Consider the following 23,754-nt stretch of genomic DNA (forward strand, 5'->3'; position numbering starts at 1 on the left):
CATAGCGAAAAGGCCCCGGCCGTCCGGGGCCTTTTCGTTGTTCGAACTAGAGCGGCCCGGGACGGCCGTTGCCGTCGGGGTCACCCTGCGCCGGAGCCTGCAGCTCCACGCTCGCGCCCAGTGGTCCCGGTCGCCCGTTGCCGGCGCTCGCCTGACCGGCGCCGGCAGCGATCACCGCGAGCAGACCGAGCGAGGCGACGACGATTCGCCGCATGTTCTTGTTCATGTACTACCCCCAGAAATAGCCCGGGGTGCGTCGAACAAGCCTCTCGAAGGCTTGAGAGATTTGTCGGTGCCCCCAGGTGATCCAACTCGGCCCACGTTTCCACAGGCCGTGCGGGTTGTCTACGACATCTTCGCGTTGACCGCGCTCAGCTTCTTGTACGCGCCGGCGACGATCTGGACCGTGAAGCCCGGCTCGGCGCACGGGGCCGAGCGCCATCCGCTGTCGGTGACGAACCCCTCCGCGCACGTCCTGCGCGCGGTGTTGCCGATCCCGACCGACGCGATCTTCTCGACGCCTCCGGCCTTGCCCACCTCGCCGTCGGCCACACAGACAGCGGACTCCGGGCCTTTGGCGTCCGCCTGAGTCGTCAGGCAGGTCCTGCCACCCGTACCCGTCGCGCGGACCTCGACGCCGTCCAGCGCCGCGTTTTCCGCGCCCGCCGAAGCCCAGCCGGCGCCGCTGGTGCAGGTCCAGTCCTGCCAGCCCGTGCCGGCGACGTGTCCGCGCAGGCAGAGCACCGGGTCGTCCTGCGCGGCCGTCGCCGGCAGTGCCGTGACGAGCGTCAGCAGTCCGGCCGCGAGCAGGCCTTTACTCAATCGAGTCATCTGATCCCCCAGATTGATGATCACTACCTATTTCGTTGTACCGGGAAGTTGACTCTCCAGCTACTGGAGGGTTCAGAGTGGTCCGGTGACGCGCTACAAGATCGGTGAGCTGGCCAGGATGACCGGGCTGACCGTCCGGACCATCCGGTTCTACTCGGACTCGGGGCTGATCCCGCCCTCCTCGCGCACGCACTCCGGCTACCGGACGTACGACGTGGAGGCGCTGGCGAAGCTGCGGCTCGTCCGCACCCTGCGTGAGCTGGGCGTGGACCTGCCGACCGCCCAGCGGGTGCTGACCCGCGAGGTGACGGTCACCGAGGTGGCGCGAACACACGCGGACGCGATCGACGCGCAGATGAAGGTGCTGCGCCTGCGGCGCGCGGTGCTGCGCGCGGTCGCCAAGGGAGGGGAGATGGAGCTGATGAACGAGTTGGCACGCATGACGGACGAGGAGCGCCAGCGCATCCTCGACGACTTCTTCGACGACGTGTTCGGTCCCTACGACCTGGACCCCGGCTTCGAGGCGGGCATGCGTTCGGTGCGCGCCGAGCTGCCGGACGACCCGTCCACCGAGCAGCTGGAGGCGTGGGTCGAGCTGGCGAAGCTGGTGCAGGACCCGGACTTCCGTGAGTCGATCAAGGCGATGTCGCGGAGGCACGAGGAGATGCGCGCGGCGGGCACGGAGATGGTCAAGCCCGGTTCGGAGCAGATGGAGGCCTTCCAGTTCTCCGTGCAGCAGGCGCGGGCCGCGATCGACGCGGGCATCGACCCGTCGTCGGCCGAGGGGCGTGAGGTCGTCGAGCGGGTCAACGCCCGGTGGGCCGAGGTGTTCGGCGTGCCCAACGATTCGAACCTTCGCGCGCGGCTGCGGGAGTTCGAGGAGTTCGGCGACCCGCGGGCCGAGCGCTACTGGGCGTTGCTCGCGAAGATCAACGGGTGGCCGCCGGTGCCGGACACGACGGCCGAGCGTGCGTGGCTGCGGGAGGCGGGCCAGTCGCTGCTCTAGCGCCGGGTCAAGCCCCCTTCTTCACGACCAGGGCGATGATCGCCGTCATTGCGGACGCGATTCCCGCGATTGCGGAGAAGGTTGCGGCCTGGGCGCCGATGCCAGTCATGAATCGACGTCCCAGTCGTCCCCAGTAGCGGGTCTTGACGACCATTCTGAACTTCTGCCATTTGTGCTCGCGCAGGTGACAACCCATCAACAGGCCGCCGGCGTTGTTGCGGCAGAAGCTCTTGTTCCTGGTCTCGGCCGTGCACCACACCGGAGCCTGGAACAGCACATAAAGCACGATGAATCCGGACAGGATCGCGAGAACTCCGGGGCCGAATTTGTCTCCCGTCCACCCGTAGAGGAGTACGAGTAAAAGCAGGTATCCCCAGTACTTCCTTATCGCCGACATGTCCATCGACCGTACGGTCCTGTCGTTTGTGGTGAAATAACCCGAAAGGGTTGTCAATCGAGCAGTTTTGCAACACCAATCCCAGGTGGCTCGTTCGTCACAGTTGGACCGCATCTCCACCCGGATCTCCACCCGCGGGTGGTCCAGATCCACCCCGTCCCGTTCGTAGCTTCAGGGCATGAACAAACGGGACCTGGTGCAGCTGCTCCTGCACCAGCTGTTGGGGGAGAAGAAGATGAAGTCATGGGTGGGACTGGCGATCGCGGGAGCCGTGTTGTTGCTCGGCTTCATCGCGTACCGGATGATCCTCGTCGAGATGATCGTCAATCTGCGCGACCGGTGAAAACGATCGCACCCGGCTGGCTCGTGGTGCAGGTGCTCGGCACGCTGTTCATCGCGGCCACCCTGATCACCGCGCGCGAGAGCACGCCCTGGGTCTGGGCCTGCTACGGCGTCAGCGCCGCGTGCTGGCTGGGTTTTCTGGTCACCGGCAGAGTGTTCTTGCTGGTGATCGCAACGGTCGTACCAGCGCTGGCGCTCGGGGCGGCGCAGGACTCGTCGGCGATCCTGCTCAGCGTCATCACGCTGGGCCGGCTCGCCACCACGGTTCGCCTGAGCGAGAAGGCGATCCTCGCGGTGGCCGGCGTCGACGTCGCGCTGGCGCTCGTGCTGGAACGAAGCCTGGTCGACGCGGGCGTGCTGCTGCTGGTGTTGCTGCTGGGCCTGAACCGCAGGTCCTACGAGGTGCTGGCCGAGCAGTCCGCCCGCGCCGCCGCGCTCGACGAACGCACGCGCATCGCCAGGGAGATCCACGACGTGCTGGCGCATTCGCTGGGAGCACTGACAGTCCAGCTGGAACTGGCCGAGGCACTGCTCACCGAACGGTCCGATGTGGACGGAGCACGGCGCACGATCCAACGGTCGCGCGGGCTCGCCATCGAGGGGTTGGCGGAGGCCCGCAACGCCGTCGCCGCGCTCCGCCAGGACGTTCCGTCGCTCACCGAAGCGTTGCGATCCCTCGCCGATGTCACGGTGACCGGCACCGAGCGACCGTTGCCGTCCAAGGCGAAAGTCGCGCTGCTGGGCGTCGCCCGCGAGGCTTTGACGAACGCCGCGAAGCACGCGCCGGGCGCTGCGGTCGACGTGCGGCTGGAGTTTCACAGCGGCGGAACTCGTCTCCACATCAGCAACGACGCATCGGGCGACCAGGGCGAAGGCTTCGGCCTGGTCGGCATGCGTGAACGCATCGCCCTCGCGGGCGGCACGCTCACCGCGGGCATGAACGGTTCGAAGTGGCACGTGACCGCGGAGGTGCCGGCGTGATCCGCGTGATCGTGGTCGACGACCAGCAGGTGGTGCGCGAGGGCCTGGAAGCCCTGCTCGGCCTGGTCGACGACGTCGAAGTGGTCGCCACGGCCGCCAACGGTCAGGAGGTGCTCGACAAGCTCGACGGCGTGGACGTCGTCCTCATGGACCTCCGCATGCCCGTGATGGACGGCGTCGAAGCCACTCGCCACATCACCGCGCACCATCCGGGAACCGCGGTCATCGTCCTCACGACGTATGCCGACGACGAGTCGATCGTGAGCGCTCTGCAGGCCGGAGCCCGCGGCTACCTCACGAAAGACGCGGGCCGCAAGGAGATCGCCGCGGCCATCCGTTCAGCCGCCGCGGGCCACTCGACGTTCGACGCCACCGTGTCCGAACGTCTGGTCGCGGCTCTAACCGCCCCGCCGAAACCGGTGGACGGCCTCACCGCGCGCGAGACCGAGGTGCTCGGCCTCATCGGGGCGGGCCTGTCCAACCAGGAGATCGCGGGCCGGCTGTTCATCGGTGAGGCGACCGTGAAGACCCACATCAACAACGCGTTCGCCAAGATCGGCGCGCGCAACCGGGCGGAGGCCGTGCGCTACGCCCTGCGGCACGGCCTCACGTCCACTACTTGATCTGCATGCCCGAGATGGCGCGCGACACCACCAGTCGCTGAATCTCCGACGTGCCCTCAAAAATCGTGAAGATCTTGGCGTCGCGGTGCCACCGCTCCACCGGGTGCTCACGCGTGTAACCGGCACCACCGAGCACGTGAATCGCCCGCTCGGTAGCCCACACGGACACCTCGGAAGCCTTGAGCTTCGACATCGAGCCCTCGCCCGCGGTGAACGGCACGTTGTTGCGCCCCATCCACGCCGCCCGCCACACCAGCAGACGCGAAGCGTCGATCTCCATCCGCATGTTGGCCAGGTCGAACGCGATCGACTGGTTCTCGATGATCTTTCGGCCGAACGCCTCACGGTCGCGCGCGTACTCCAGCGCGTACTCGTAGGCCGCCCGAGCGACACCGACGGCCATCGCCCCGACAGTCGGCCGGGTGGTCTCGAAAGTGGCCATAGCCGCCTGACCACCAGCGCGTTGCCCCTCGCGGGCACGGGCGAGACGAGCCTCCAAACGTTCACGACCACCCAGCACACACCGGCCCGGAACGCGGACGTCGTCGAAGAACACGTCGGCGGTGTGCGACGCGCGCATGCCGTGCTTCTTGATCTTGCCGGGTGAAGAGAGCCCAGGCGTGCCAGGGGGAATGATGAACCCCGCCTGGCCGCGTGCACCGAGAGACGGATCGACGACAGCGGTGACGACGTGGACGTTGGCGATGCCGCCGTTGGTGGCCCACGCCTTCTGACCGTTGATCACCCACTCGTCGGTGGCCTCGTCGTAACGAGCGCGCGTGCGGTACCCGCCGACGTCGGAACCCGCCTGCGGTTCGGAGGCGCAGAACGCCGCGAGCTTCGGGTCGGATTCGTCACCGAAGCACTCCGGCACCCACTCGGCGAGCTGCTCGGGTTCGCCGGACGCGAAGATGCCCGCGACCGCGAGACCGGTGCCCATCAGTGACAGCGCGATGCCGGCGTCACCCCAGAACAGCTCCTCGGTGGCGATCGGCAACGACAGGCCGATCGGGTCGGCGAACCACGTCGCCAGCGCTTCGAACCCGTACAGGCCGATCTTCGCGGCCTCCTGGATCACCGGCCATGGCGTCTCCTCGCGCTCGTCCCACTCGGAGGCGGCGGGACGGATCACGTCGCGAGAGAAACCGTGCACCCAGTCGCGCAGGTCGGTCTGGTCCTCGTTGAGCTCCAGCGAGAAGCCACCCATGAAAGAAGTCCTCTCAGGCCTTCGGAATGTTGAACAGGCTCATGAAGCCGGCGGCGAACCCGAGGTCGCCCTTCACCTTCAGCTTGCCCGTCATGAACAGCACGGGCGCGGAGGCGTTGCCGGTGGCGAGCTTGAGGAAGTCGGCGGGCGTCAGCGTGACGGACGCGCGGGCCTCGCGCGACGGGTCCTTGTTGATCGAGCAGGACGCGTTCTCGATGACCACTTCGTAGACGTCGTCCAGCAGGTGGAAGTGGACGACCGCGCGGGTCGCGCCGGCGCGGTCGGAGCGGAAGTGCTCCCCCATGCGGCGGAAGACCTCGTCGAGTACGCGGACCCGCAGTTCCGGCTCGGCCATGACGGTCTCGATCTGGGACTTGGACGCGCTCGACATGAGCTTCGCGAAGTCCTCAGGGGTGATCTGGGTGAAGTCGACGTCGTTCAACGCCGACACGTCGATCGTTTCCTTGCCCATCTGAGCCTCCTGTACCTACTCACGAGTAAGACTACTGGCGAGTAGGTAAGGGTGCAACCTTCGTCTGGGTAATCTTGACCCCTTCCATCAGGGGGTGCCGATTGCAACCAGACCAGCGGAGAGCCAAGCGGCTGCCGCGCGCGGTGCGGGAACGTCAGATCATGGACGCCGCCGTGGACGTGTTCTCGCGGCTCGGCTTCCACGCCGCGTCGATGGACGAGATCTCCGAGGTCGCGGGCATCTCCAAGCCCATGCTGTACGCCTACCTCGGTTCCAAGGAAGAACTCTTCGCGACGTGCATCCGCCGCGAGGCGACGCGGATGATGGAGGCGATCTCCGGCGGCATCGAGCCGGACCAGACCCCGGACGTCCAGCTGTGGAGCGGCCTGCGCGCGTTCTTCGGGTTCGTCGGCGAGAACCGGGCCAGCTGGCAGGTGCTGCACCGCCAGGCGTCCACGCAGGGCGGGCCGTTCGCGATTGAGCTCACCGACATGCGCGGCCGGGCCGTTGCACTCGTCGCCGCGCTGCTCGCCCAGTCGACGAAGGCCGCGCCGTCCACGCAGCTCGAGGCCGAGTCGCTGGCCGCCGCGCTGGTCGGCGCCGGTGAGTCGCTCGCCGACTGGTGGCTCGACCACCCAGACGAGCCCGCCGGTGTGGTCGCCGCGCGCCTGATGAACCTCGTCTGGATGGGCTTCGGCGACCTCGTCGACGGCAACATCTGGCACCCGCCGTCACGCCGTCCAGGTGCCCAGTAGGTGCGGTCGCTCGCGGCCCCACACGCTGAACTCGCCGTCCGAGAAGGCGAAGAAAGCCTTGCCGGGCAACAGCAACGGCGCCTTGAACCCCACCTCGACGGTGAACGCCTCGGGCAGCCTGCCTTCCAGTGACGCGAGGCAGCGCGCCTTCGTCCACATGCCGTGCGCGATCGCGCGGCGGAACCCGAAGACCTTGGCGGTCAACGGGTGCAGGTGAATCGGGTTGCGGTCGCCGGACACCCGCGCGTAACGCCGGCCGATGTCGCCCGGCACGTGCCAGACCGCTGCCGACGCGGGGCGCTCCGGCCGTTCTCCCGGCGCCGAACCGTCCTTGGTGCGCTTGAGGTACGTCGACACGTCGTGCCAGACGTCGTTCACCGACGTCACGACGTCCACCTGCATCCCGGACGGGTGCTCACGCAGGCCGGCCGCCGACACGCTGATCTCCAGCGGCTCGTCCGCGCGCAACGGCCGGGTCTGCGTGATCCGGTTGGCGACGTGGACCAGGCCCGGCAGGGGAAAGGGGAAGCCCGGACCCGTCATCAACCTCATCTGCAGCCCGAACCCGAGCACGTGCGGGTACGTCACCGGCAGTTCGTCGGTGAGCCGGAAGCCGCACACCGCGTTGTACGCGGCGAGGTGCGACCGGTCGGCGGTCACCGAGGTGCTCACCGGCGCGGCGTCCAAAGTGGACCCGCGACGGAACGACGTCAGCGCGGCACGCAGCAACATCAGGCCCCCAGCAGCATCTGCCCGCACACCCGCACGACGTTGCCGTTCACGCCGCCGGACGCCGGGCTGGCGAACCACGCGATGGTCTCGGCGACGTCGACCGGCAGGCCGCCCTGCGCCAGGCTGTTCATCCGCCGCCCGACCTCGCGCGTCAGGAACGGCACGGCCGCGGTCATCTTGGTCTCGATGAACCCCGGCGCCACCGCGTTGATCGTGCCGCCGCGTTCGGCCATGACCGGCGCCAGCGAGTTGACCATGCCGATCACACCGGCCTTGGACGTGGCGTAGTTCGTCTGGCCCACGTTGCCCGCGATGCCGGCGATCGACGAGACGCCGATGATCCGGCCGTCGTCCCGCAACACGTTCTGGTCCAGGAGCACGTCGTTGACCCGCAGCTGGCTGACGAGGTTCACGAGCAGCACGGAGTCCCACTGGCTTTCGGACATGCGCCCGAGCGTCTTGTCCCGCGTGATGCCCGCGTTGTGCACGACGACGTCGACACCGCCGTGCCGCTCACGCAGGTGGTCGATCAGCGGGGCCGGGTCGCCGGTGATGTCGTGCTGGAACGAGGACCCGCCAACGGAGTTCGCGACGTCCGACAGCTCGCCACCCGCCGCGGGCACGTCGAGGCATACGACGTGCGCGCCGTCGCGGGCCAGCGTCGATGCGATCGCCGCGCCGATGCCACGTGAAGCGCCGGTCACCAGCGCGACCTTGCCGTCCAGTGGACGCTCCCACGACGCGGGCGCCGACGCGTTCGCCTTGATGTGGATGACCTGACCGGACACGTACGCCGACCGGCCGGACAGCAGGAACCGCAGCGTCGACTCGGCGCCGTCCTCCGCGCCTGGGGAAACGTGCACCAGGTTGGCGGTGCCGCCGCGCCTGAGCTCCTTGCCGACCGAGCGCACGAACCCTTCGAGTGCGCGTTGTGCCACGAGCTCGGGTCCACGCCCGATCACGATCACGCGCCCGTTCGGGCCGAGGTCGCGCAGCCGCGGGTGGAAGAAGTCGTACAGCTCCCGCAGGCCGGACACGTTCGTGACGTCCGAGGCGTCGAACACCAGCGCCCCGTACGGCGGGCCGTCCTGACCGTGGAACTGCTTCATCACGGGCAGCCGCGAACCGGGGCAGCAGATCGGTGACACCAGTGCGCCGTCCCGGCGCAGCGGGTACGGGTCCGGCAGCCCGAGGCCGCGCACGAGCTTGCGGCCGAGTCCTGAAGAGGCGAACTTCTGGTACCTGTCCACACATCTAACCTACTCGCTAGTAAGTCTACTGGCTAGTAGGTATAGTGGGTGGCATGAAGCGAGTAGCGATCCTCGGTGGCAACCGGATCCCGTTCGCGCGGTCGAACGGCCCGTACGCGCACGCGTCCAACCAGGACATGTTCACCGCCACGCTCGATGGTCTCGTGAGCCGCTTCGGCCTGCAGGGCGAACGGCTCGGCGAGGTGGTCGCCGGCGCCGTGCTCAAGCACAGCGGGGACTTCAACCTGGTGCGCGAGTGCGTGCTCGGCAGCCGGCTCAGCCCGGAGACGCCCGCCTACGACCTGCAGCAGGCGTGCGGCACGGGGCTGCAGTCGATCATCGCGGTGGCCAACAAGATCGCACTCGGCCAGATCGACTCGGGCATCGCGGGCGGCGTCGACACCACCAGCGACGCGCCGATCGGCGTCAACGAGGGCCTGCGCCAGGTCCTGCTCGAGTTCAACCGGGCGACGACGCTGGGCCAGCGGCTGAAGCTCGTCGCGAAGCTGCGCCCGACGCACGTCGTGCCGAGCATCCCGCGCAACGGCGAGCCGCGCACCGGCATGTCGATGGGCGAACACGCGGCGATCACCGCCGCGGAGTGGGGCATCGAGCGGGCCGAGCAGGACGAGCTCGCCGCGCTGAGCCATCAGAACCTCGCGCGGGCCTACGAGGAAGGCTTCTTCAACGACCTGGTCACGCCCTACCAGGGCCTGACCCGCGACCAGAACCTCCGCCCGGACTCGTCGGCGGAGCAGCTCGCCCGGTTGAAACCCGTCTTCGGCGACACCATGACCGCGGGCAACTCGACGCCGCTGAGCGACGGCGCATCCGCGGTGCTGCTGTCGACCGTGGACTGGGCGAAGCAGCACAAGATACCCGTGCTCGCGTACCTGACGTTCAGCGAGACCGCGGCCGTCGACTACGTCAGCGGCAAGGAAGGCCTGCTGATGGCGCCGGTGCACGCCGTGCCGCGCATGCTCGCCAGGGCCGGGATCACGTTGCAGGACTTCGACTTCTACGAGGTGCACGAGGCGTTCGCGTCCCAGGTCCTCGCCACGCTGAAGGCGTGGGAGAAGACGCTGGGCCCGATCGACCGCACCAAGCTGAACGTCAACGGCTCCTCGCTCGCCGCGGGACACCCGTTCGCGGCGACCGGCGGCCGGATCGTGGCCACGCTGGCGAAGCTGCTGGCGCAGAAGGGCAAGGGCCGTGGCCTGATCTCCATCTGCGCCGCGGGCGGCCAGGGCGTGACCGCGATCGTCGAGCGTTAGTCGAGCAGGCTCCAGGTGCCGGTGCAGGTGACGGACACGGTGATCTGCTGAGCCTCGAGGTTCAGCTTGTCGACCATGCCGCCGGCGCCCGCCGCCTCGTAGCTCGCCGTGCGCATCATCGGCTGATAGCGGTCGCTTTCACCGTCGACGATGCGCTGCAACGGCCCGAGCCGCCTGCCGACCGCGATCGCGTATCCCTCGGCGCGCTTGAGCGCGTCCGCGACGGCGAGTTGCTGCGCCTCGCGCACCGCGTCGGCGTCGTCGGTCAACTCCCAGGTCGGGCCGTTGAGCCAGTTCGGCTCGGCCTGCACGATCTCGGCGAGCAGATCGTCCAGCAACGCCACGTCGTTCACGCGGATCACGTACTGCTGCGTCGCCCGGCTGCCCGCGCGCTGCGTGCCGTCCCAGTTGTCGTGCACCGACAGCTGGCGTGACCGCACGTCGACACCGGGCCGGTCCAGCAGCGGCTCCACCGACGCGATCTTCTGGTTCAGCTCGCCCACGGCCTCGGTCCGGCCCGCGCCGAGCGCTTCGAACGTCACGTCCACCTGGGCCCGGTCCGCGGTGCGCTCGACCTTGCCCGTCCCCTTCGTCACGACCTCAGCCACGGAATCCAGCCAACTCGCGTAGCGGTCCATCCGCAACAATCGGGCTGTCTAGCAAGATCGCTAGATAATCGAATACAAGGTCATCGGAAGAAGTCGATGGGTGTCTCTGCGCGTCTATCGGATGAACGCTAGACACGCCGATACGGTGCTCGAATGGACCCGGTGCGCAACCCGTTCGCCCCCGGAGCCGGCCAGCGGCCACCCGAGCTCGCGGGCCGTGACAAGGAAGTCGGCGCCTTCGAGGTGGTGCTGGAACGTGTCGCCCGCGGGCGGCCCGAACGCAGTCTCGTGCTCACCGGGCTGCGCGGCGTCGGCAAGACCGTGCTGCTCGGCGAGCTGCGGTCCATGGCGGTGAAACGCGGCTGGGGCGCCGGCAAGGTCGAGGCGCGGCCCGAGGCCGGGCTCCGCAGACCCCTCTCGGCGGCGTTGCACCGGGCGATCCGCGATCTTGCGGTGCGGCACCGCGCGCCTGATCGGGTCGAGGACGCGCTGGGCGTGCTCAAGGCGTTCGCACTGCGCGCCGCCCCGGACAGCGCCAAGCTCCGCGATCGCTGGCAGCCGGGCATCGACGTGCCGGCCAAGCAGGGCCGGGCGGACTCCGGCGACATCGAGATCGACCTCGTCGAGCTGTTCACCGACGTCGCCGAGCTGGCGCAGGACGTCGGGACCGGCGTGGCGCTGCTGATCGACGAGATGCAGGACCTGCAGGCCGACGACATCTCGGCGTTGTGCGCGGCATGCCACGAGCTGTCGCAGTCGGGGGCTCCGCTCGTCGTCGTCGGCGCGGGACTGCCGCACCTGCCCGCGGTGCTGTCGGCCAGCAAGTCGTACTCGGAACGGCTGTTCAGGTACGTGCGCATCGATCGGCTGTCGAGAGAGGACGCCGACCGGGCCGTGCTGGCGCCGGTCGAACGGGAGGACGCGGGCATCACCGAGGAGGCGCTCGACGCGATGTTCGACGCGTCCGGCGGTTACCCCTACTTCATCCAGGCCTACGGCAAGGCCGCGTGGGACGCCGCGCCCGCCGATCCGATCACGGCGCTCGACGTGTCGGTGGCCGCGCCGGAGGCCGACGCCGAGCTGGCGGTGGGGTTCTTCGGGAGCCGCTACGAGCGCGCCACGCCCGCCGAACGGGAGTACCTGCGGGCCATGGCGGAGCTGACCGACGGCAAGGACGCGGGGGTCAACACCGCCCAGGTGGCCGACCACCTGCAGCGCAAACCCTCGTCGTTGTCACCCGCGCGGGACAGTCTCATCAAGAAAGGCCTGGTCTACAGCGCGGAACGGGGTCAGATCGCCTTCACCGTGCCCCACTTCGGGCGGTTCTTGCTCGGCCGGGAGGACTAGGCGATCGTCCGGTCGTTTTGGAGACTCACCGACGATTCATCGGCGTGTGCCGCACCTCACCGGACAAACAGGTGCGATGCGCGCCTGAATCGTGCATACTTGAGTCATCCAAGAGAACAGACTTCCGAGAGGGATGAAGGACCAGATGAACTTCGCAGCGAAGCTCCGCGCCCGTCGTGCCGAGGCGCGCAACCGGAAGGCCGTGGCTCGCGCGATCGACATGGCCACCACGCCGGCCATGCGTCACGAGCTGATGGCCATCGCCCAGGCTCAGGTCACGACTCTCCGCTGAATCACTGAACCTGGCGCCGCGACGAGGCCTGATCGACACGCAGGCCGCGCCCCCGTCGCGAGCGCATCCCCCGCAGGGGAAACCGACGAAACTCCTGGTGCACCTCCCGCGCATCAGGAGTTTCGCCGTTAATCGGTCAACGGTGAAACGGCCGGGTGTGTAACAGGCCGCGAGCACCGACCGATGTTCCGGATGACCCCGCAGTGCTGTCGGACCCCCGACCTGGCAGCACCGCGGGGTTTCTTCTGTCTGGGCCTAGCCTGGGTCCATGTCGACTACGAAGGTCGCGGTACTCGGCACCGGCCTCATGGGCGCGCCGATCGCGGGCAACCTCGCTGAGCAGGGATTCGACGTCCGGGTGTGGAACCGGACCCGTGCACGAGCGGAGCCGTTGCTGCATCGCGGCGCCACCCTGTGCCTCACACCCGCCGAGGCCGTTCGCGGCTCCGACATCGTCATCACCATTCTCAGCGACGGTGCGACCGTCTCCGACGTGATGACCGATGCCGCCGACGGGTTGTCACCCGATGCGGTGTGGATTCAGTCCAGCACGGTCGGCGTGCACGCCACCGAGGACCACATCGAGCTCGCCCGCTCGTTCGGCCTCGGCTTCGTCGACGCGCCGGTGCTCGGCAGCACCAAACCGGCCATCGAGGGCAAGCTGATCATCCTCGCGTCCGGTTCGGACGACCTGAGGCACGCCGTCCAGCCGGTCTTCGACGTGATCGGCGCGCGCACGATGTGGGTCGGCGAGGCCGGCTGCGGCACCAAGCTCAAGCTCGCCGCCAACAGCTGGATCCTGTCGCTGACCGCGGCGGTCGGCGAGGCGCTCTCGCTGGCCGAGGGCCTGAACATCGACCCGCAGCTGTTCCTCGACGCCGTGACCGGTGGTCCCACCGACTGCGGCTACCTGCAGCTGAAGGCCAAGGCCATCCTGGACCGCAACCTCGCGCCGGCGTTCACCGTGGCCAACGCGGCGAAGGATGCCAGCCTCGTCGGCGAGGCGGCCGTGCTGGCGGGTGTGCAGCTCGACGCCGCGAGCGCCGCGGGCGCGCGACTCAACCGGGCGATCACACAAGGACACGGTGACGAGGACATGGCTGCCGCGTACTTCGCGAGCTGGAGGTGACGCTCACCGCAAGACGATCGGCCGGTACTGCCGACTGAGATCGCTGGATAGCTTGACGGCGTGAACAGGCTGTCTCGATATCTCGTCGCGATCGGGCTGGTATCCGCCCAGGCGATGACCATGGCGTCGACCGCGCACGCGGCACCGGACATCAAGGACCGCATCACGGCGCTGCCCGGCGTGCGGATCATCAGTGAGGGCACGCTCGGCGCGGCGCGGACGTTCGTGCTCGGCGTGCAGCAACCGGTCGACCACCGGCACCCGCGCGGGGCGAAGTTCGAGCAGCGGTTCTCGTTGCTGCACAAGGACGAGAGCAAGCCGATGGTGCTGCACACCACCGGTTACGCGCTGCCCGGCACGATCGGCGCGGGTGAGGTCGCCCGGCTGACCGACGGCAACCAGATCAGCGTCGAGCAGCGGTTCTTCACGCCCTCGATCCCGCAGCCCGCGGACTGGCGCGACCTGAACATCTGGCAGGCCGCGAACGACCACCACGACATCGTCACGAAGCTCAAGACGATCTACAAGGCGAAGTGGATCTCGACGGGTGCCAGCAAGGGCGGCATGACGAGCGTCTACCACCGGCGCTTCTTCCCGCGTGACGTCGACGCGACCGTCGCGTACGTGGCGCCGAACGACGTGGTGAACAACCGCGACAACTACGGCGAGTTCATCGAGAACGTCGGCAACGACCCGACGTGCAACCGCCGCCTCGAGGGTGTGCAGCGGCAGATCCTGCAGCACCGCGACGAGGTCGCCGCGAAGCTGCTCGCGAAGGGCTACACCTATGAGCAGTTCGGCGATGTCCAGAAGTCCTTGGAGATCAACGTTCTGGACACCCCGTTCACGTTCTGGCAGTACGGGTTGCAGGCTGACTGCGCGATCGTTCCCGGCGACAACGCGAGCGTGGACGAGCTGTTCACGTTCATCGAGAAGACCGTCGGCTGGGACTTCTACACCGACGCGGGCATCAAGCCCTACGTCCCGTACTACTACCAGGCGGGCACGCAGCTCGGCTGGCCGATCGCCGACGAGTCGCACGTCAAGGGCCTGCTGCGCTATCCCGGTTCGGACGCGCCGCGCTCCATGGTGCCCGCCGAGATCAAGATGCGCTTCGAGCCGGGCGTCATGCGCGACATCGACACGTGGGTCCGGTTCAGCAGCAGCCAGATGCTGTTCGTCTACGGCCAGAACGACCCGTGGGGCGCCGAGCAGTTCCACCCGAGCAAGCGCGACTCGTACACCTACACCGTGCCGGGCGGCAACCACGGTTCGAACATCACCAAGCTGCCCGAAGCGCAACGCGCCGAGGCGACCAAGACCGTGCTGCGGTGGGCCGGTGTGTCGGCAGCAGCCTTCAAGGTCGCATCGGAAGACGGTCCGGACCCCGACTCGCTCGAGGCACTGCGGGCCCGTCGCGACTGAGGCAGTCTTGACGGCGTGAAGCCGTTGCTGGTGGTCGACGCCGCCAACGTCGTGGGATCCGTCCCCGACGGCTGGTGGCGCGACCGGTTCGGAGCAGCCGAACGCCTGCGAGACGCACTCGCCGGGCGTCCGGAAGAAGTCGTGCTCGTCGTCGAGGGCAAGGCCAGGGGTGTGCCGAGCATTGACGGAGTGCGCGTCGTCCCCGCCGAGAGGTCGGGTGACGACAAGATCGTGGAGGTCGTCCGGTCAGAGGGAGCCGGACGACCTGTCACGGTCGTCACCGCGGACCGCGAGCTGCGCCGCCGCGTCACCGACCTCGGCGCGGATGTCGCCGGACCGACCTCGGTGAAGCGCCGGCCTTGATTGAATGGGCGCCGTCGCGCTGGGCGACCTGCTCGGCATCGAACCCGTGAAGGTGCTGCCGGGTTACGCGAACCGGGACATCGGCGACGAGGCCGCGCTCGTCCTCTTCGGACGACGTGGAGAAGGCTCTCGGCGTGTTCGAACGCCACAGTGTCGTCGTCGCACCGTCCTACTAGAGCCGGAACAGCTCTTCCAGCACCTGCGCCACCCCGTCCTCCTCGTTGCTCGGCGCACGCAGCGAGCACGCCTCCAGCACGAGCGGGTGCGCGTTGCCCATCGCGTACGCCGTGCCCGCCCAGCGCAACACGGACAGGTCGTTGGGCATGTCCCCGAACGCGACCACCTCGCTGGGTGTGATTCCCCTTGCCGCACAAAGCTTCTCGAGCGTCGACGCCTTGGACACGCCGCTCGGGCTGATCTCCAGCAGGCCCAGGCCGCCGGAGTGCGTCACGGACACCTGGTGCCCGACGATCTCGGTCGCGACCCCGAGCATGTGGTCGGCCTCGGCGTCCGGCGCCCACGCGAGCAGCTGCACGACCTGGTGCGCCTCTTCCCAGACGTGGTCGAGCAGTTCGAGTGTCCGATGTGGATTCGACTCGGAGAACCCGCGGAAAGCCGGTTCGCACAACACTTCCAGCCCGGTCTCGACCGCGATGCCCACGCCGGGGATCGCCTCCGCGAGCGCCTCCGCCACCGACCGCACGAGCTCGAACGACAACAGCTCGGCGGACACCACCTCGGCCTCCTTGAGGTCGTAGACCATCGCGCCGTTGCTGCAGATCGCGGTGCCGGTCAGCCCGAGGTCCGCGACGAACCGCGGCGGCCGGGCCGTCACGACGACCACCTCGGCGCCACACTGTTCGAGCGCGGCCCGAGTCCGGTCGGCGAGCGCGCCACCGCGTCGCAGGAGCGTGCCGTCGAGGTCCGTCGCGATCAGGCGGATCATCCGCCGATTGTCGGGCAGGATGGCCGATGTGAGCACGCGAATTCCGCTGCCCGTCTGGCAGCCGCCCGCGGGTACCGGCCCCGGCATCGTCCTGATCCAGGAGATCTTCGGTCTCGACGACTACCTGCGTTCGGTCGCCGCCGACCTCGCCGCGCTGGGCTACGTCGTCGGCGTCCCCGAGCTGTTCCACCGCTTCTCGCCTGGGTGGTGCTCCGGGCACGACCAGGCGGGCGTCCAGGCGTCGATGGAGGTCGCCGGGAAGCTGGACTTCGAGCAGGCGGTCGCGGACGTCATCGAAGCCGTGGGCCGGCTCGGTACCGAACGGACCGGCCTGCTGGGCTTCTGCCTCGGCGGATCGCTCGCGTTCGCGGCGGCGGCCCAGAGCTCCCCGGACACCGTCGTGTCGTTCTACGGCTCGGCCGTGCCGGGCAGCGTCGGCCTGCTCTCCCAGATCACGTGTCCCATTCAGTTCCACTTCGGCGGTCAGGATCCCTACATCACGCGTGATCAGGTGCAGATCGTCGAGGACGCTGTCGCTGAGCACGACAACGCCGAGATCCACGTGCAGGAGGACGCGGGCCACGCGTTCCACAACCACGTGGCGCCGATGTTCCACCAGCCCGCGGCGGCTGCGCGGGCGTGGGATCTGACGACGGCGTTCCTCGCCCGGACGCTTCCGGTGGGCTGACGTCCGCATCGTGGGACGCGGAATGGGTGCCGCGTCCCAAGGTGTTGGATCGGGACGTGACCACCCCCAAGCGTCGCGCGCGCGTGCGCGCCCCTGAGCTGGTCGGACGCGCCTGGCTGAACACCGGCGGCGAGCAGATCACGCTCAAGGGCCTGCGCGGCAAGATCGTGCTGCTCGACTTCTGGACGTTCTGCTGCATCAACTGCCTGCACGTGCTGGACGAGCTGCGCCCGCTCGAAGCCGAGCACGAGGACGTCCTGGTCACCATCGGCGTCCACTCGCCGAAGTTCGTGCACGAGGCGGACCCCGAGGCGCTGAAGGCCGCGGTCGAGCGGTACGAGGTGCACCACCCGGTACTCGACGACCCCGAGCTCACGACCTGGCAGAACTACGCCGTCAAGGCGTGGCCGACGCTCGTCCTCATCGACCCCGAGGGCTACATCGTCCACGTAGCCGCGGGCGAGGGCCACGTCGAGGCGCTCGACACGATCATCAAAGAGCTGATCGAGGAACACGAAGAAAAGGGCACGCTCCACAAAGGACAGGGCCCGTACGTTCCACCACCCCCGAGAGACACGACGCTGCGCTTCCCCGCCAAGGCGATCCTGACCCCGAGCAATACCCTGCTGGTCAGCGACTCCGCCCACCACAGCCTGGTCGAGCTCGAACTCGACGGCGAGACGGTGCGGAGGCGCATCGGCACGGGAGAACGAGGCGACCAGGACGGCCTGAAACCGACGTTCTCCGAGCCGGCGGGCCTGACGCTCGTACCCGAAACCCTCGGCTACCACGTGGTCGTCGCGGACACGGTCAACCACTTGCTGCGCGGCCTCAACCTGGACACCGGCGAGGTCACCACGATCGCCGGCACCGGCGAGCAGTGGCGCGACGGGGAAACCGACGGACCCGCCGACAAGATCGCCCTCACCAGCCCTTGGGACGTGGCCTGGTGGAACAACGGCATCGCCATCGCGATGGCGGGCAACCACACGCTGGGTTTCTTCGACCCCAGGACGAACCAGATAACAAGACTTGCGGGTACCACGGTCGAAGGCATCAACGACGGCCCGGCCGATCAGGCCTCCTTCGCGCAGACCAGTGGACTGAGCACAGACGGAACCAGACTGTGGATGGTCGACTCCGAGACGAGCGCCCTGCGCTGGCTGGAGAACGACGAGGTCCGCACGGTGGTGGGCAAGGGGCTGTTCGCGTTCGGCCACAAGGACGGCGACGCCGAGGAGGCGCTCTTCCAGCACCCGCTGGGCGTCACGGCGCTGCCCGACGGCACGGTCGTCGTCGCGGACACCTACAACAACGCGATCCGGCAGTACGACCCGAAGACGAACGAGGTCACCACGATCGCCACGGACATCGCCGAGCCGAGCGACGTCGTGCTGGTCGACGGGCACCTCACCGTCGTCGCCAGCGCGGCGCACCGGCTCGAACGGCTCGCGAAGAACATCGTCAAGATCGACGGCACCGAGCACGCGGTGAAGCGGCCGGCCACCGAGATCAACAACGAAGAGCTCGAACTGACGGTCGTCTTCACCCCGCCCGCGGGCACCAAGCTGGACGACCGCTACGGCCCGTCCACCCGGCTGGAGATCACCAGCTCGCCCGAGAACCTGATCATCGAGGGCGCGGGGGTGAGCACCGGCCTTTCGAGACGGCTGAAAATCAACAGGAACATCACAGGTGGCGTGCTGCACGTCGTGGCGCAGGCGGCGAGTTGCTCCGACGACCCCGCCATCGAGCACCCCGTGTGCCGTCTGACCAGGCAAGACTGGGGTGTGCCCGTACGCGTGACCGATACGGGTCCAAACCGTCTTCCACTCTTGATGGGCGGCATGGACGAGGGCTAGTTCCGGGTGCACGTAGACTCTCCCGGTGCCTGATGTCAAGCTCGAGATCCAGATGCTGTACGACCGCGTCATGGTGCGGATCTCGCCGGAGGACGGCGAGCGTCGCAGCAGCGGTGGCATCGTCATCCCCGCGACGGCGCAGATGGCCAAGCGGTTGGCATGGGGCGACGTGTTCGGTGTGGGTACGAGCGTGCGGCACGTCAAGGTCGGCGACCGGGTGTTGTTCAACCCGGACGACCAGCTCGAGGTAGAGGTGCAGGGAACCACCTACCTCGTCATGCGCGAACGTGACCTGCACGCGGTCGCGACCGAGCTCACCGAACATGGGACTGGTCTGTACCTGTGAAGGACCGGTTCGTGATCTGTGCGTGGTAACCAGACGCACGTACGCCTCAGGACGACGGACGACAGGCAACGGGGAGAGCAGTGCCGTACGACGCTGACAAGACGAGAGCCATGCTCCCGGTGACCCCTGATACCACCGCATCCGAGCGGACCAGCAAGATCTCGGTCGACGCGTTGCGGCAGGACACCGAGGCGTGGCCCACGCAGGAGCCGGACGCCGAACCGACGGTGACGGTGCAGACACCCGTCCCGCAGGTCGCCCGGGACTTCGCGTCCGCCCCGACCGTGCAGCACATGGCTCCCGTACTTCCCGAGCCAGAGCCCGAGGACTCGGGCGTCTACGGCCCCGTCATGGTCGAACCGTCCGAAGCGGACGAGACCGAGGGCAAGCCGTTCAACCGCAAGAAGGCGCTGGTCGTCGCCGCGGCGGCCGTCGGCGCGCTGGGGTTGTTGTACGGCCTGGACATCCTGATCTCCAGCGGCAACGTGCCGCGCGGCGTGACCGTGGCCGGCGTGGACGTCGGCGGGCTGAGCCACACCGCGGCCGAGCAGAAGCTGCGCAAGGAGATCGAGCCGCGGCTGGGCAAGCCGCTCGCGCTCAAGGTCGGCGACGTCGACGCGGAGATCGACCCGAAGGCCGCCGGGCTCGCGCTGGACTGGAACAAGACCATCGACCGCGCGGGCAGCCAGCCGCTCAGCCCGATCACGCGCGTCACCTCGTTCTTCACCTCACGTGAGGTCGGCGTCGCGACGCAGGCCGACGACCAGAAGCTCGACGCCGCACTGGAGGCGTTGCGGCCCAAGGTGGATCACGACCCGATCGAGGGCACCATCAAGTTCGAGGGTGCCAAGCCGACCGCGGTCGACCCGCACAACGGCCAGAAGCTGCGCGCCGACGAGGCCGCGAAGGCGATCATCGCGAGCTGGGCCGAGGGCAAGCCGGTGGACCTGCCCGTCGACAGCACGCCGGTGAAGACGACCAAGGAAGGCGTCCAGAAGGTCCTGGACGACGTCGTCAAGCACGCCGTGTCCGGTCCCGTCGTCGTCCACGGCGAGAAGAAGGACGCGACGCTGACGCCCGAGCAGATCGCCACCACGCTCGTGTTCGAGCCGGGCGAGAACGGCGCGCTGAACGTCAAGCAGGACAACGCGAAGATCATCGAAGCGGCCGGCCCGCAGCTCAAGGAGACCGAGAAGGAAGGCAAGGACGCCCAGATCGTCTTCGAGGGCGGCAAGCCGACGGTCAAGGAGTCGGTCGACGGCATGGGCGTCGACTGGGACAAGAGCTTCGAGAAGTACTTCGACGTGCTGAAGAGCTCGGACAAGCGGGAGATCAAGGCCGAGTACAAGCACACGCCCGCGAAGGTCACCACCGAGCAGGCGAACAAGATGGGCATCAAGGAGGTCATCGGCGAGTTCCAGACCGGTGGCTTCGCCGCGGAGTCCGGCGTCAACATCAAGGTCGTCGCCGCCAAGGTCAACGGCGCGATCGTGAAGCCGCACGAGACGTTCAGCCTCAACGGCTACACGGGCCCGCGCGGCACCGCGCAGGGCTATGTCGAGGCGGGCATCATCGAGAACGGCGCGCCGGGCCGCGCGGTCGGCGGTGGCATCTCGCAGTTCGCCACGACGCTCTACAACGCCTCGTACTACGCGGGCATGAAGGACGCGGGCCACAAGGAGCACAGCTACTGGATCTCCCGGTACCCGGCCGGTCGCGAGGCCACGGTGTTCATGGACACCAACGGCAACAGCCTGATCGACATCAGGTTCACCAACCCGGACGACACCGGCGTCGCGATCCAGACGATCTGGACCCCGTCCACGATCAAGATCGTCCTGTGGGGCACGAAGAACTACGACGTCACCGGCTCGACCAGTGAGAAGTCGAACTTCACCGAGCCCAAGGAGATCCACAAGACGACCCAGCCGTGCGTTGCCGGCAACGGCGCGCAGGGCTTCACGGTGACCGACACCCGCACGATCAAGGACCGCCGCAGCGGCCAGACCCGCTCGGAGAGCCGGACCGTGCGGTACGACCCGTCACCGAAGATCATCTGCGACGCACCACCACCAAGCGGCTGAGCTGCGAGGTTGTCAAGTGGCCACGAATGGGTATTCACCCGTTCGTGGCCACTGTCGCAGAGGAGACACGAAGACAGCCCGTCGTCCAGGTGCTGGGGCGGGTGGGAATGGTGCTGTACGGGGTCGTGCACGTCGTAGTGGCGTGGCTCGCGATCCAGGTCGTGCTCGGTGGAAGCGAGCAGACCGACCAGAAGGGCGCGGTGCAGGCGCTCGCGGAGACCCCGCTGGGCCCATTGCTGCTGTGGGTGCTCGCGATCGGGCTGGTCTGCTTCGCCGTCTGGCAGTTCACGCTGGCGCTGGTCGGCTACCGGTACATCCCGAAGAAGCGCAAGCGGATCACCAGGCGGTTCGGCTCGGTCGGCCGCGGCATCACGTCCTGCGCCATCGCGTTCGCGGCGTTCAAGTACGCGACCAGCGGTGATGCCGGTAACTCGACGGAACAACAGCAGACGTTCACCGCGAAGGTGCTCGCGATGCCGGGCGGTCAGCTGCTGGTCGGCGCCGTGGCGATCGGCATCCTCGTCGTGGCCGGCGCGATCTTCCGCAAGGGCGTGAAGAAGTCCTTCGAGCAGGACCTCGACATGAGCAAGGCGCCGAGCTGGATCGAGCCCGTCGGCCGGGTCGGGTGGATCGGCAAGGGCTGTGCCTACGGCGTCATCGGCGTCCTGGTCGGACTCGCCGCCATCTACGCCGACCCGGAGCAGTCCGGTGGCCTGGACAAGGCGCTGCACACGCTGGCGGCTCAACCGTTCGGCGCGATTCTGCTGGCCCTGGTCGCGGTCGGACTGGCGGCGTTCGGTGTGTACTGCTTCGTCGCCGCCCGAGCCCAAAAGGGCTGAAACGGATGACGGGGCCGCACCTCGGGCAGGAGGTGCGGCCCCGTCGTTCGCGGGTGCGGCGACTTAGAAGACGGACTCGTCCAGGTCCATCAGGGAGTTGTCGGTCGACTCGGCGACCTTGCGGCGCGCGGTCAGCTCCGGCAGGACGTTCTTCGCGAAGAACGACGCGACGGCGACCTTGCCCTCGTAGAACGCCTTGTCCTTTGCCGAAACGGTGCCGGACAGCTTGTTCAGCGCCACCTCGGCCTGGCGCAGCAGCAGCCAGCCGACCAGCACGTCACCGGCGGTCATCAGCAGGCGGACCGAGTTCTGGCCGACCTTGTAGATGTTCCGCACGTCCTCCTGCGAGGAGGTGAGGTAGCCGACCAGCGCGCCGAGCATGCCCTGCAGGTCCTCGAGACCCTGCTTGAGCAGCGCCCGCTCCTCCTTCAGGCGGCCGTTGCCGCCCTCGTTGTCGAGGAACTTCTGGATCTCGCCGTTGATGAAGCCGAGCGCCTGGCCCTTGTCGCGGATGATCTTCCGGAAGAAGAAGTCCAGCGACTGGATGGCCGTGGTGCCCTCGTACAGGGAGTCGATCTTCGCGTCCCGGATGTACTGCTCGATCGGGTACTCCTGCAGGAAGCCCGAGCCGCCCAGGGTCTGCAGCGACTGCGCGAGCTGCTCGTAGGCACGCTCCGAGCCGACACCCTTGACGATCGGCAGCAGCAGGTCGTTGACCTTCGCGGCCAGCTCGGCGTCCTCGCCGCCCAGGAACACCTTGTCCTGGAACGTCGCGGTGTACAGGTACACGGCGCGCAGGCCCTCGGTGTACGCCTTCTGCAGCATCAGGCTGCGGCGCACGTCCGGGTGGTTGGTGATGGTGACGCGCGGCGCGGTCTTGTCCGTCATACGCGTCAGGTCGGCGCTCTGGACGCGCTCCTTGGCGTAGTCCAGCGCGTTGAGGTAACCGGTCGACAGCGTCGCGATGGCCTTGGTGCCGACCATCATGCGGGCGTACTCGATGACGTCGAACATCTGCGCGATGCCGTCGTGGACCTCGCCGAGCAGCCAGCCCTTGGCGGGCACGCCGTGCTGACCGAAGGTCAGCTCGCACGTGGTGGACGCCTTGATGCCCATCTTCTTCTCGACGTTGGTCACGAAGGCGCCGTTGCGCTCGCCGAGGTCACCGGTCTGCGGGTCGAAGTGGAACTTCGGCACGAGGAACAGCGACAGGCCCTTGGTGCCCGGCTTCGACTCGACGCCTTCGCCCTCGGGACGGGCGAGCACCAGGTGCATGATGTTCTCGGTGAGGTCCTGGTCCGCGGACGTGATGAACCGCTTCACGCCCTCGATGTGCCAGGTGCCGTCGTCCTGCTTGATGGCCTTGGTGCGCCCGGCGCCGACGTCCGAACCGGCGTCCGGCTCGGTCAGCACCATGGTGGCGCCCCAGCCGCGGTCGATCATCAGCTGCGCCCAGTGCTTGTCGCGCTCAGTGCCGTTGTTGTAGACGACCGTCGCGAAGCTCGGGCCCGCCAGGTACATGTAGATCGGCGGGTTGGCGCCGAGCATCAGCTCCGACGCGGCCCAGGTGACCGACGGCGGGGTGCCGTAGCCGCCCAGCTCGGTCGGCAGGAACAGGCGGTACCACTCGCCCTCCCACACGGCCTGGTAGGACTTCTTCAGCGACTCCGGCAGGGTCGCGGTGTGCGTCGCCGGGTCGAACACCGGCGGGTTGCGGTCAGCGTCGACGAACGAGTCGGCTAGCGGACCCTCCGCCAGGTTCTTCAACTCGGCCAGAACGCCGCGCGCGGTGTCCTCGTCGGACTGCTCGAACGGCCCCGTGCCGAGGTGGTCCTGCACGTTGAAGACCTCGAACAGGTTGAACTCGAGATCCCTTACGTTGCTCTTGTAGTGGCCCATCTCGTCAGCTCACTCCTCAGGGTCGCGGCGGCGGATGTCGCCTACTGACCGGTAAC

General features: G+C 68.1%; 26 protein-coding genes. 16 read left to right on the top strand and 10 right to left on the bottom strand.

Going from position 1 to position 23,754, the window contains the following annotated elements:
- Window positions 1-46: 46 nt before the first annotated feature.
- On the bottom strand, window positions 47-226 hold the full coding sequence (locus tag QSK35_RS26455) for a hypothetical protein (RefSeq protein ID WP_285750208.1): 180 nt from the start codon (window positions 224-226) through the stop codon (window positions 47-49).
- A 119-nt stretch (window positions 227-345) separates the two neighbouring features.
- Window positions 346-831: a hypothetical protein gene (locus QSK35_RS26460; RefSeq protein WP_285750209.1), complete on the bottom strand. Its 486-nt coding sequence runs from the start codon at window positions 829-831 to the stop codon at window positions 346-348.
- Window positions 832-916: 85 nt separating this feature from the next.
- On the opposite strand from QSK35_RS26460, the gene QSK35_RS26465 reads away from it, so the two are divergent.
- Window positions 917-1,837 carry a MerR family transcriptional regulator gene (locus tag QSK35_RS26465; protein WP_285750210.1) on the top strand — a complete coding sequence of 307 codons (921 nt, stop codon included), beginning with the start codon at window positions 917-919 and terminating at the stop codon, window positions 1,835-1,837.
- A gap of 7 nt (window positions 1,838-1,844) precedes the next feature.
- On the opposite strand, the gene QSK35_RS26470 is transcribed toward QSK35_RS26465, so the two are convergent.
- Window positions 1,845-2,240, bottom strand: a complete 396-nt coding sequence (locus QSK35_RS26470) for a hypothetical protein (RefSeq protein ID WP_285750211.1) — start codon at window positions 2,238-2,240, stop codon at window positions 1,845-1,847.
- 172 nt (window positions 2,241-2,412) lie between these two features.
- Between QSK35_RS26470 and QSK35_RS26475 the strand changes: the two genes are divergently transcribed.
- From QSK35_RS26475 to QSK35_RS26485, 3 genes are read left to right on the top strand one after another with little or no spacing between them, the layout of a single operon-like run.
- Complete coding sequence (locus tag QSK35_RS26475; RefSeq protein ID WP_285750212.1) at window positions 2,413-2,577, top strand: hypothetical protein; 165 nt, start codon at window positions 2,413-2,415, stop codon at window positions 2,575-2,577.
- Window positions 2,574-3,557 (top strand): sensor histidine kinase, encoded by a 984-nt coding sequence (locus QSK35_RS26480; protein WP_285750213.1) that lies wholly within the window; start codon window positions 2,574-2,576, stop codon window positions 3,555-3,557. Before QSK35_RS26475 ends, QSK35_RS26480 begins: the two co-directional genes overlap by 4 nt.
- A complete protein-coding gene (locus QSK35_RS26485; RefSeq protein WP_285750214.1) occupies window positions 3,554-4,180 on the top strand; it encodes a response regulator in 627 nt (208 codons plus the stop codon). The genes QSK35_RS26480 and QSK35_RS26485 overlap by 4 nt, the downstream gene beginning before the upstream one ends.
- Here the strand turns inward: QSK35_RS26485 and QSK35_RS26490 are convergent.
- Window positions 4,173-5,387: an acyl-CoA dehydrogenase family protein gene (locus QSK35_RS26490; RefSeq protein ID WP_285750215.1), complete on the bottom strand. Its 1,215-nt coding sequence runs from the start codon at window positions 5,385-5,387 to the stop codon at window positions 4,173-4,175. The two genes, QSK35_RS26485 and QSK35_RS26490, sit on opposite strands and share 8 nt — an antisense overlap.
- A gap of 13 nt (window positions 5,388-5,400) precedes the next feature.
- Complete coding sequence (locus tag QSK35_RS26495) at window positions 5,401-5,859, bottom strand: SCP2 sterol-binding domain-containing protein (protein WP_285750216.1); 459 nt, start codon at window positions 5,857-5,859, stop codon at window positions 5,401-5,403.
- 161 nt (window positions 5,860-6,020) lie between these two features.
- On the opposite strand from QSK35_RS26495, the gene QSK35_RS26500 reads away from it, so the two are divergent.
- Window positions 6,021-6,614 (top strand): TetR/AcrR family transcriptional regulator, encoded by a 594-nt coding sequence (locus tag QSK35_RS26500; protein ID WP_285750217.1) that lies wholly within the window; start codon window positions 6,021-6,023, stop codon window positions 6,612-6,614.
- Here the strand turns inward: QSK35_RS26500 and QSK35_RS26505 are convergent.
- Both QSK35_RS26505 and QSK35_RS26510 read right to left on the bottom strand, forming a co-directional pair.
- Window positions 6,591-7,346 (bottom strand): MaoC family dehydratase, encoded by a 756-nt coding sequence (locus tag QSK35_RS26505; RefSeq protein WP_285750218.1) that lies wholly within the window; start codon window positions 7,344-7,346, stop codon window positions 6,591-6,593. The genes QSK35_RS26500 and QSK35_RS26505 overlap by 24 nt on opposite strands.
- A complete protein-coding gene (locus tag QSK35_RS26510; protein ID WP_285750219.1) occupies window positions 7,346-8,596 on the bottom strand; it encodes a 3-oxoacyl-ACP reductase in 1,251 nt (416 codons plus the stop codon). Before QSK35_RS26510 ends, QSK35_RS26505 begins: the two co-directional genes overlap by 1 nt.
- 53 nt (window positions 8,597-8,649) lie before the next feature.
- On the opposite strand from QSK35_RS26510, the gene QSK35_RS26515 reads away from it, so the two are divergent.
- Window positions 8,650-9,870: an acetyl-CoA C-acetyltransferase gene (locus tag QSK35_RS26515; RefSeq protein ID WP_285750220.1), complete on the top strand. Its 1,221-nt coding sequence runs from the start codon at window positions 8,650-8,652 to the stop codon at window positions 9,868-9,870.
- On the opposite strand, the gene QSK35_RS26520 is transcribed toward QSK35_RS26515, so the two are convergent.
- A complete protein-coding gene (locus tag QSK35_RS26520; RefSeq protein ID WP_285750221.1) occupies window positions 9,867-10,478 on the bottom strand; it encodes an SIMPL domain-containing protein in 612 nt (203 codons plus the stop codon). The two genes, QSK35_RS26515 and QSK35_RS26520, sit on opposite strands and share 4 nt — an antisense overlap.
- Before the next feature lie 153 nt (window positions 10,479-10,631).
- Between QSK35_RS26520 and QSK35_RS26525 the strand changes: the two genes are divergently transcribed.
- The 5 genes from QSK35_RS26525 (at window position 10,632) to QSK35_RS26545 (ending at window position 15,034) form a co-directional block, all read left to right on the top strand.
- Window positions 10,632-11,825: an ATP-binding protein gene (locus tag QSK35_RS26525; protein WP_285750222.1), complete on the top strand. Its 1,194-nt coding sequence runs from the start codon at window positions 10,632-10,634 to the stop codon at window positions 11,823-11,825.
- 145 nt (window positions 11,826-11,970) lie between these two features.
- A complete protein-coding gene (locus QSK35_RS26530; RefSeq protein ID WP_167969512.1) occupies window positions 11,971-12,117 on the top strand; it encodes a hypothetical protein in 147 nt (48 codons plus the stop codon).
- 268 nt (window positions 12,118-12,385) lie between these two features.
- Window positions 12,386-13,246, top strand: a complete 861-nt coding sequence (locus tag QSK35_RS26535; RefSeq protein WP_285750223.1) for an NAD(P)-dependent oxidoreductase — start codon at window positions 12,386-12,388, stop codon at window positions 13,244-13,246.
- A gap of 60 nt (window positions 13,247-13,306) precedes the next feature.
- Window positions 13,307-14,671, top strand: coding sequence for a S28 family serine protease (locus QSK35_RS26540; RefSeq protein WP_285750224.1), 1,365 nt, complete (start codon window positions 13,307-13,309; stop codon window positions 14,669-14,671).
- 15 nt (window positions 14,672-14,686) lie between these two features.
- A complete protein-coding gene (locus tag QSK35_RS26545; protein ID WP_285750225.1) occupies window positions 14,687-15,034 on the top strand; it encodes an NYN domain-containing protein in 348 nt (115 codons plus the stop codon).
- Window positions 15,035-15,206: 172 nt separating this feature from the next.
- Here the strand turns inward: QSK35_RS26545 and QSK35_RS26550 are convergent, their stop codons facing one another.
- Entirely contained in the window at window positions 15,207-15,980 is a 774-nt protein-coding gene (locus tag QSK35_RS26550; RefSeq protein ID WP_285750226.1) for an HAD family hydrolase, read from the bottom strand.
- A gap of 28 nt (window positions 15,981-16,008) precedes the next feature.
- Between QSK35_RS26550 and QSK35_RS26555 the strand changes: the two genes are divergently transcribed.
- The 5 genes from QSK35_RS26555 (at window position 16,009) to QSK35_RS26575 (ending at window position 21,799) form a co-directional block, all read left to right on the top strand.
- Complete coding sequence (locus QSK35_RS26555) at window positions 16,009-16,668, top strand: dienelactone hydrolase family protein (RefSeq protein WP_285750227.1); 660 nt, start codon at window positions 16,009-16,011, stop codon at window positions 16,666-16,668.
- Between the two features lie 83 nt (window positions 16,669-16,751).
- Window positions 16,752-18,530: an NHL domain-containing thioredoxin family protein gene (locus tag QSK35_RS26560; protein WP_285750359.1), complete on the top strand. Its 1,779-nt coding sequence runs from the start codon at window positions 16,752-16,754 to the stop codon at window positions 18,528-18,530.
- A gap of 52 nt (window positions 18,531-18,582) precedes the next feature.
- On the top strand, window positions 18,583-18,876 hold the full coding sequence (locus QSK35_RS26565; protein WP_285750360.1) for a GroES family chaperonin: 294 nt from the start codon (window positions 18,583-18,585) through the stop codon (window positions 18,874-18,876).
- A 293-nt stretch (window positions 18,877-19,169) separates the two neighbouring features.
- The gene (locus QSK35_RS26570; protein ID WP_502881723.1) at window positions 19,170-20,960 is read left to right on the top strand and encodes a VanW family protein; all 1,791 of its coding nucleotides are present in this window, start codon (window positions 19,170-19,172) and stop codon (window positions 20,958-20,960) included.
- Between the two features lie 44 nt (window positions 20,961-21,004).
- Complete coding sequence (locus tag QSK35_RS26575; protein WP_285750228.1) at window positions 21,005-21,799, top strand: DUF1206 domain-containing protein; 795 nt, start codon at window positions 21,005-21,007, stop codon at window positions 21,797-21,799.
- A 63-nt stretch (window positions 21,800-21,862) separates the two neighbouring features.
- On the opposite strand, the gene QSK35_RS26580 is transcribed toward QSK35_RS26575, so the two are convergent.
- Entirely contained in the window at window positions 21,863-23,698 is a 1,836-nt protein-coding gene (locus tag QSK35_RS26580; protein WP_285750229.1) for an acyl-CoA dehydrogenase, read from the bottom strand.
- Window positions 23,699-23,754 lie beyond the last annotated feature (56 nt).

This window comes from Lentzea sp. NBRC 105346, from assembly GCF_030269605.1.
Taxonomy (GTDB): domain Bacteria; phylum Actinomycetota; class Actinomycetes; order Mycobacteriales; family Pseudonocardiaceae; genus Lentzea.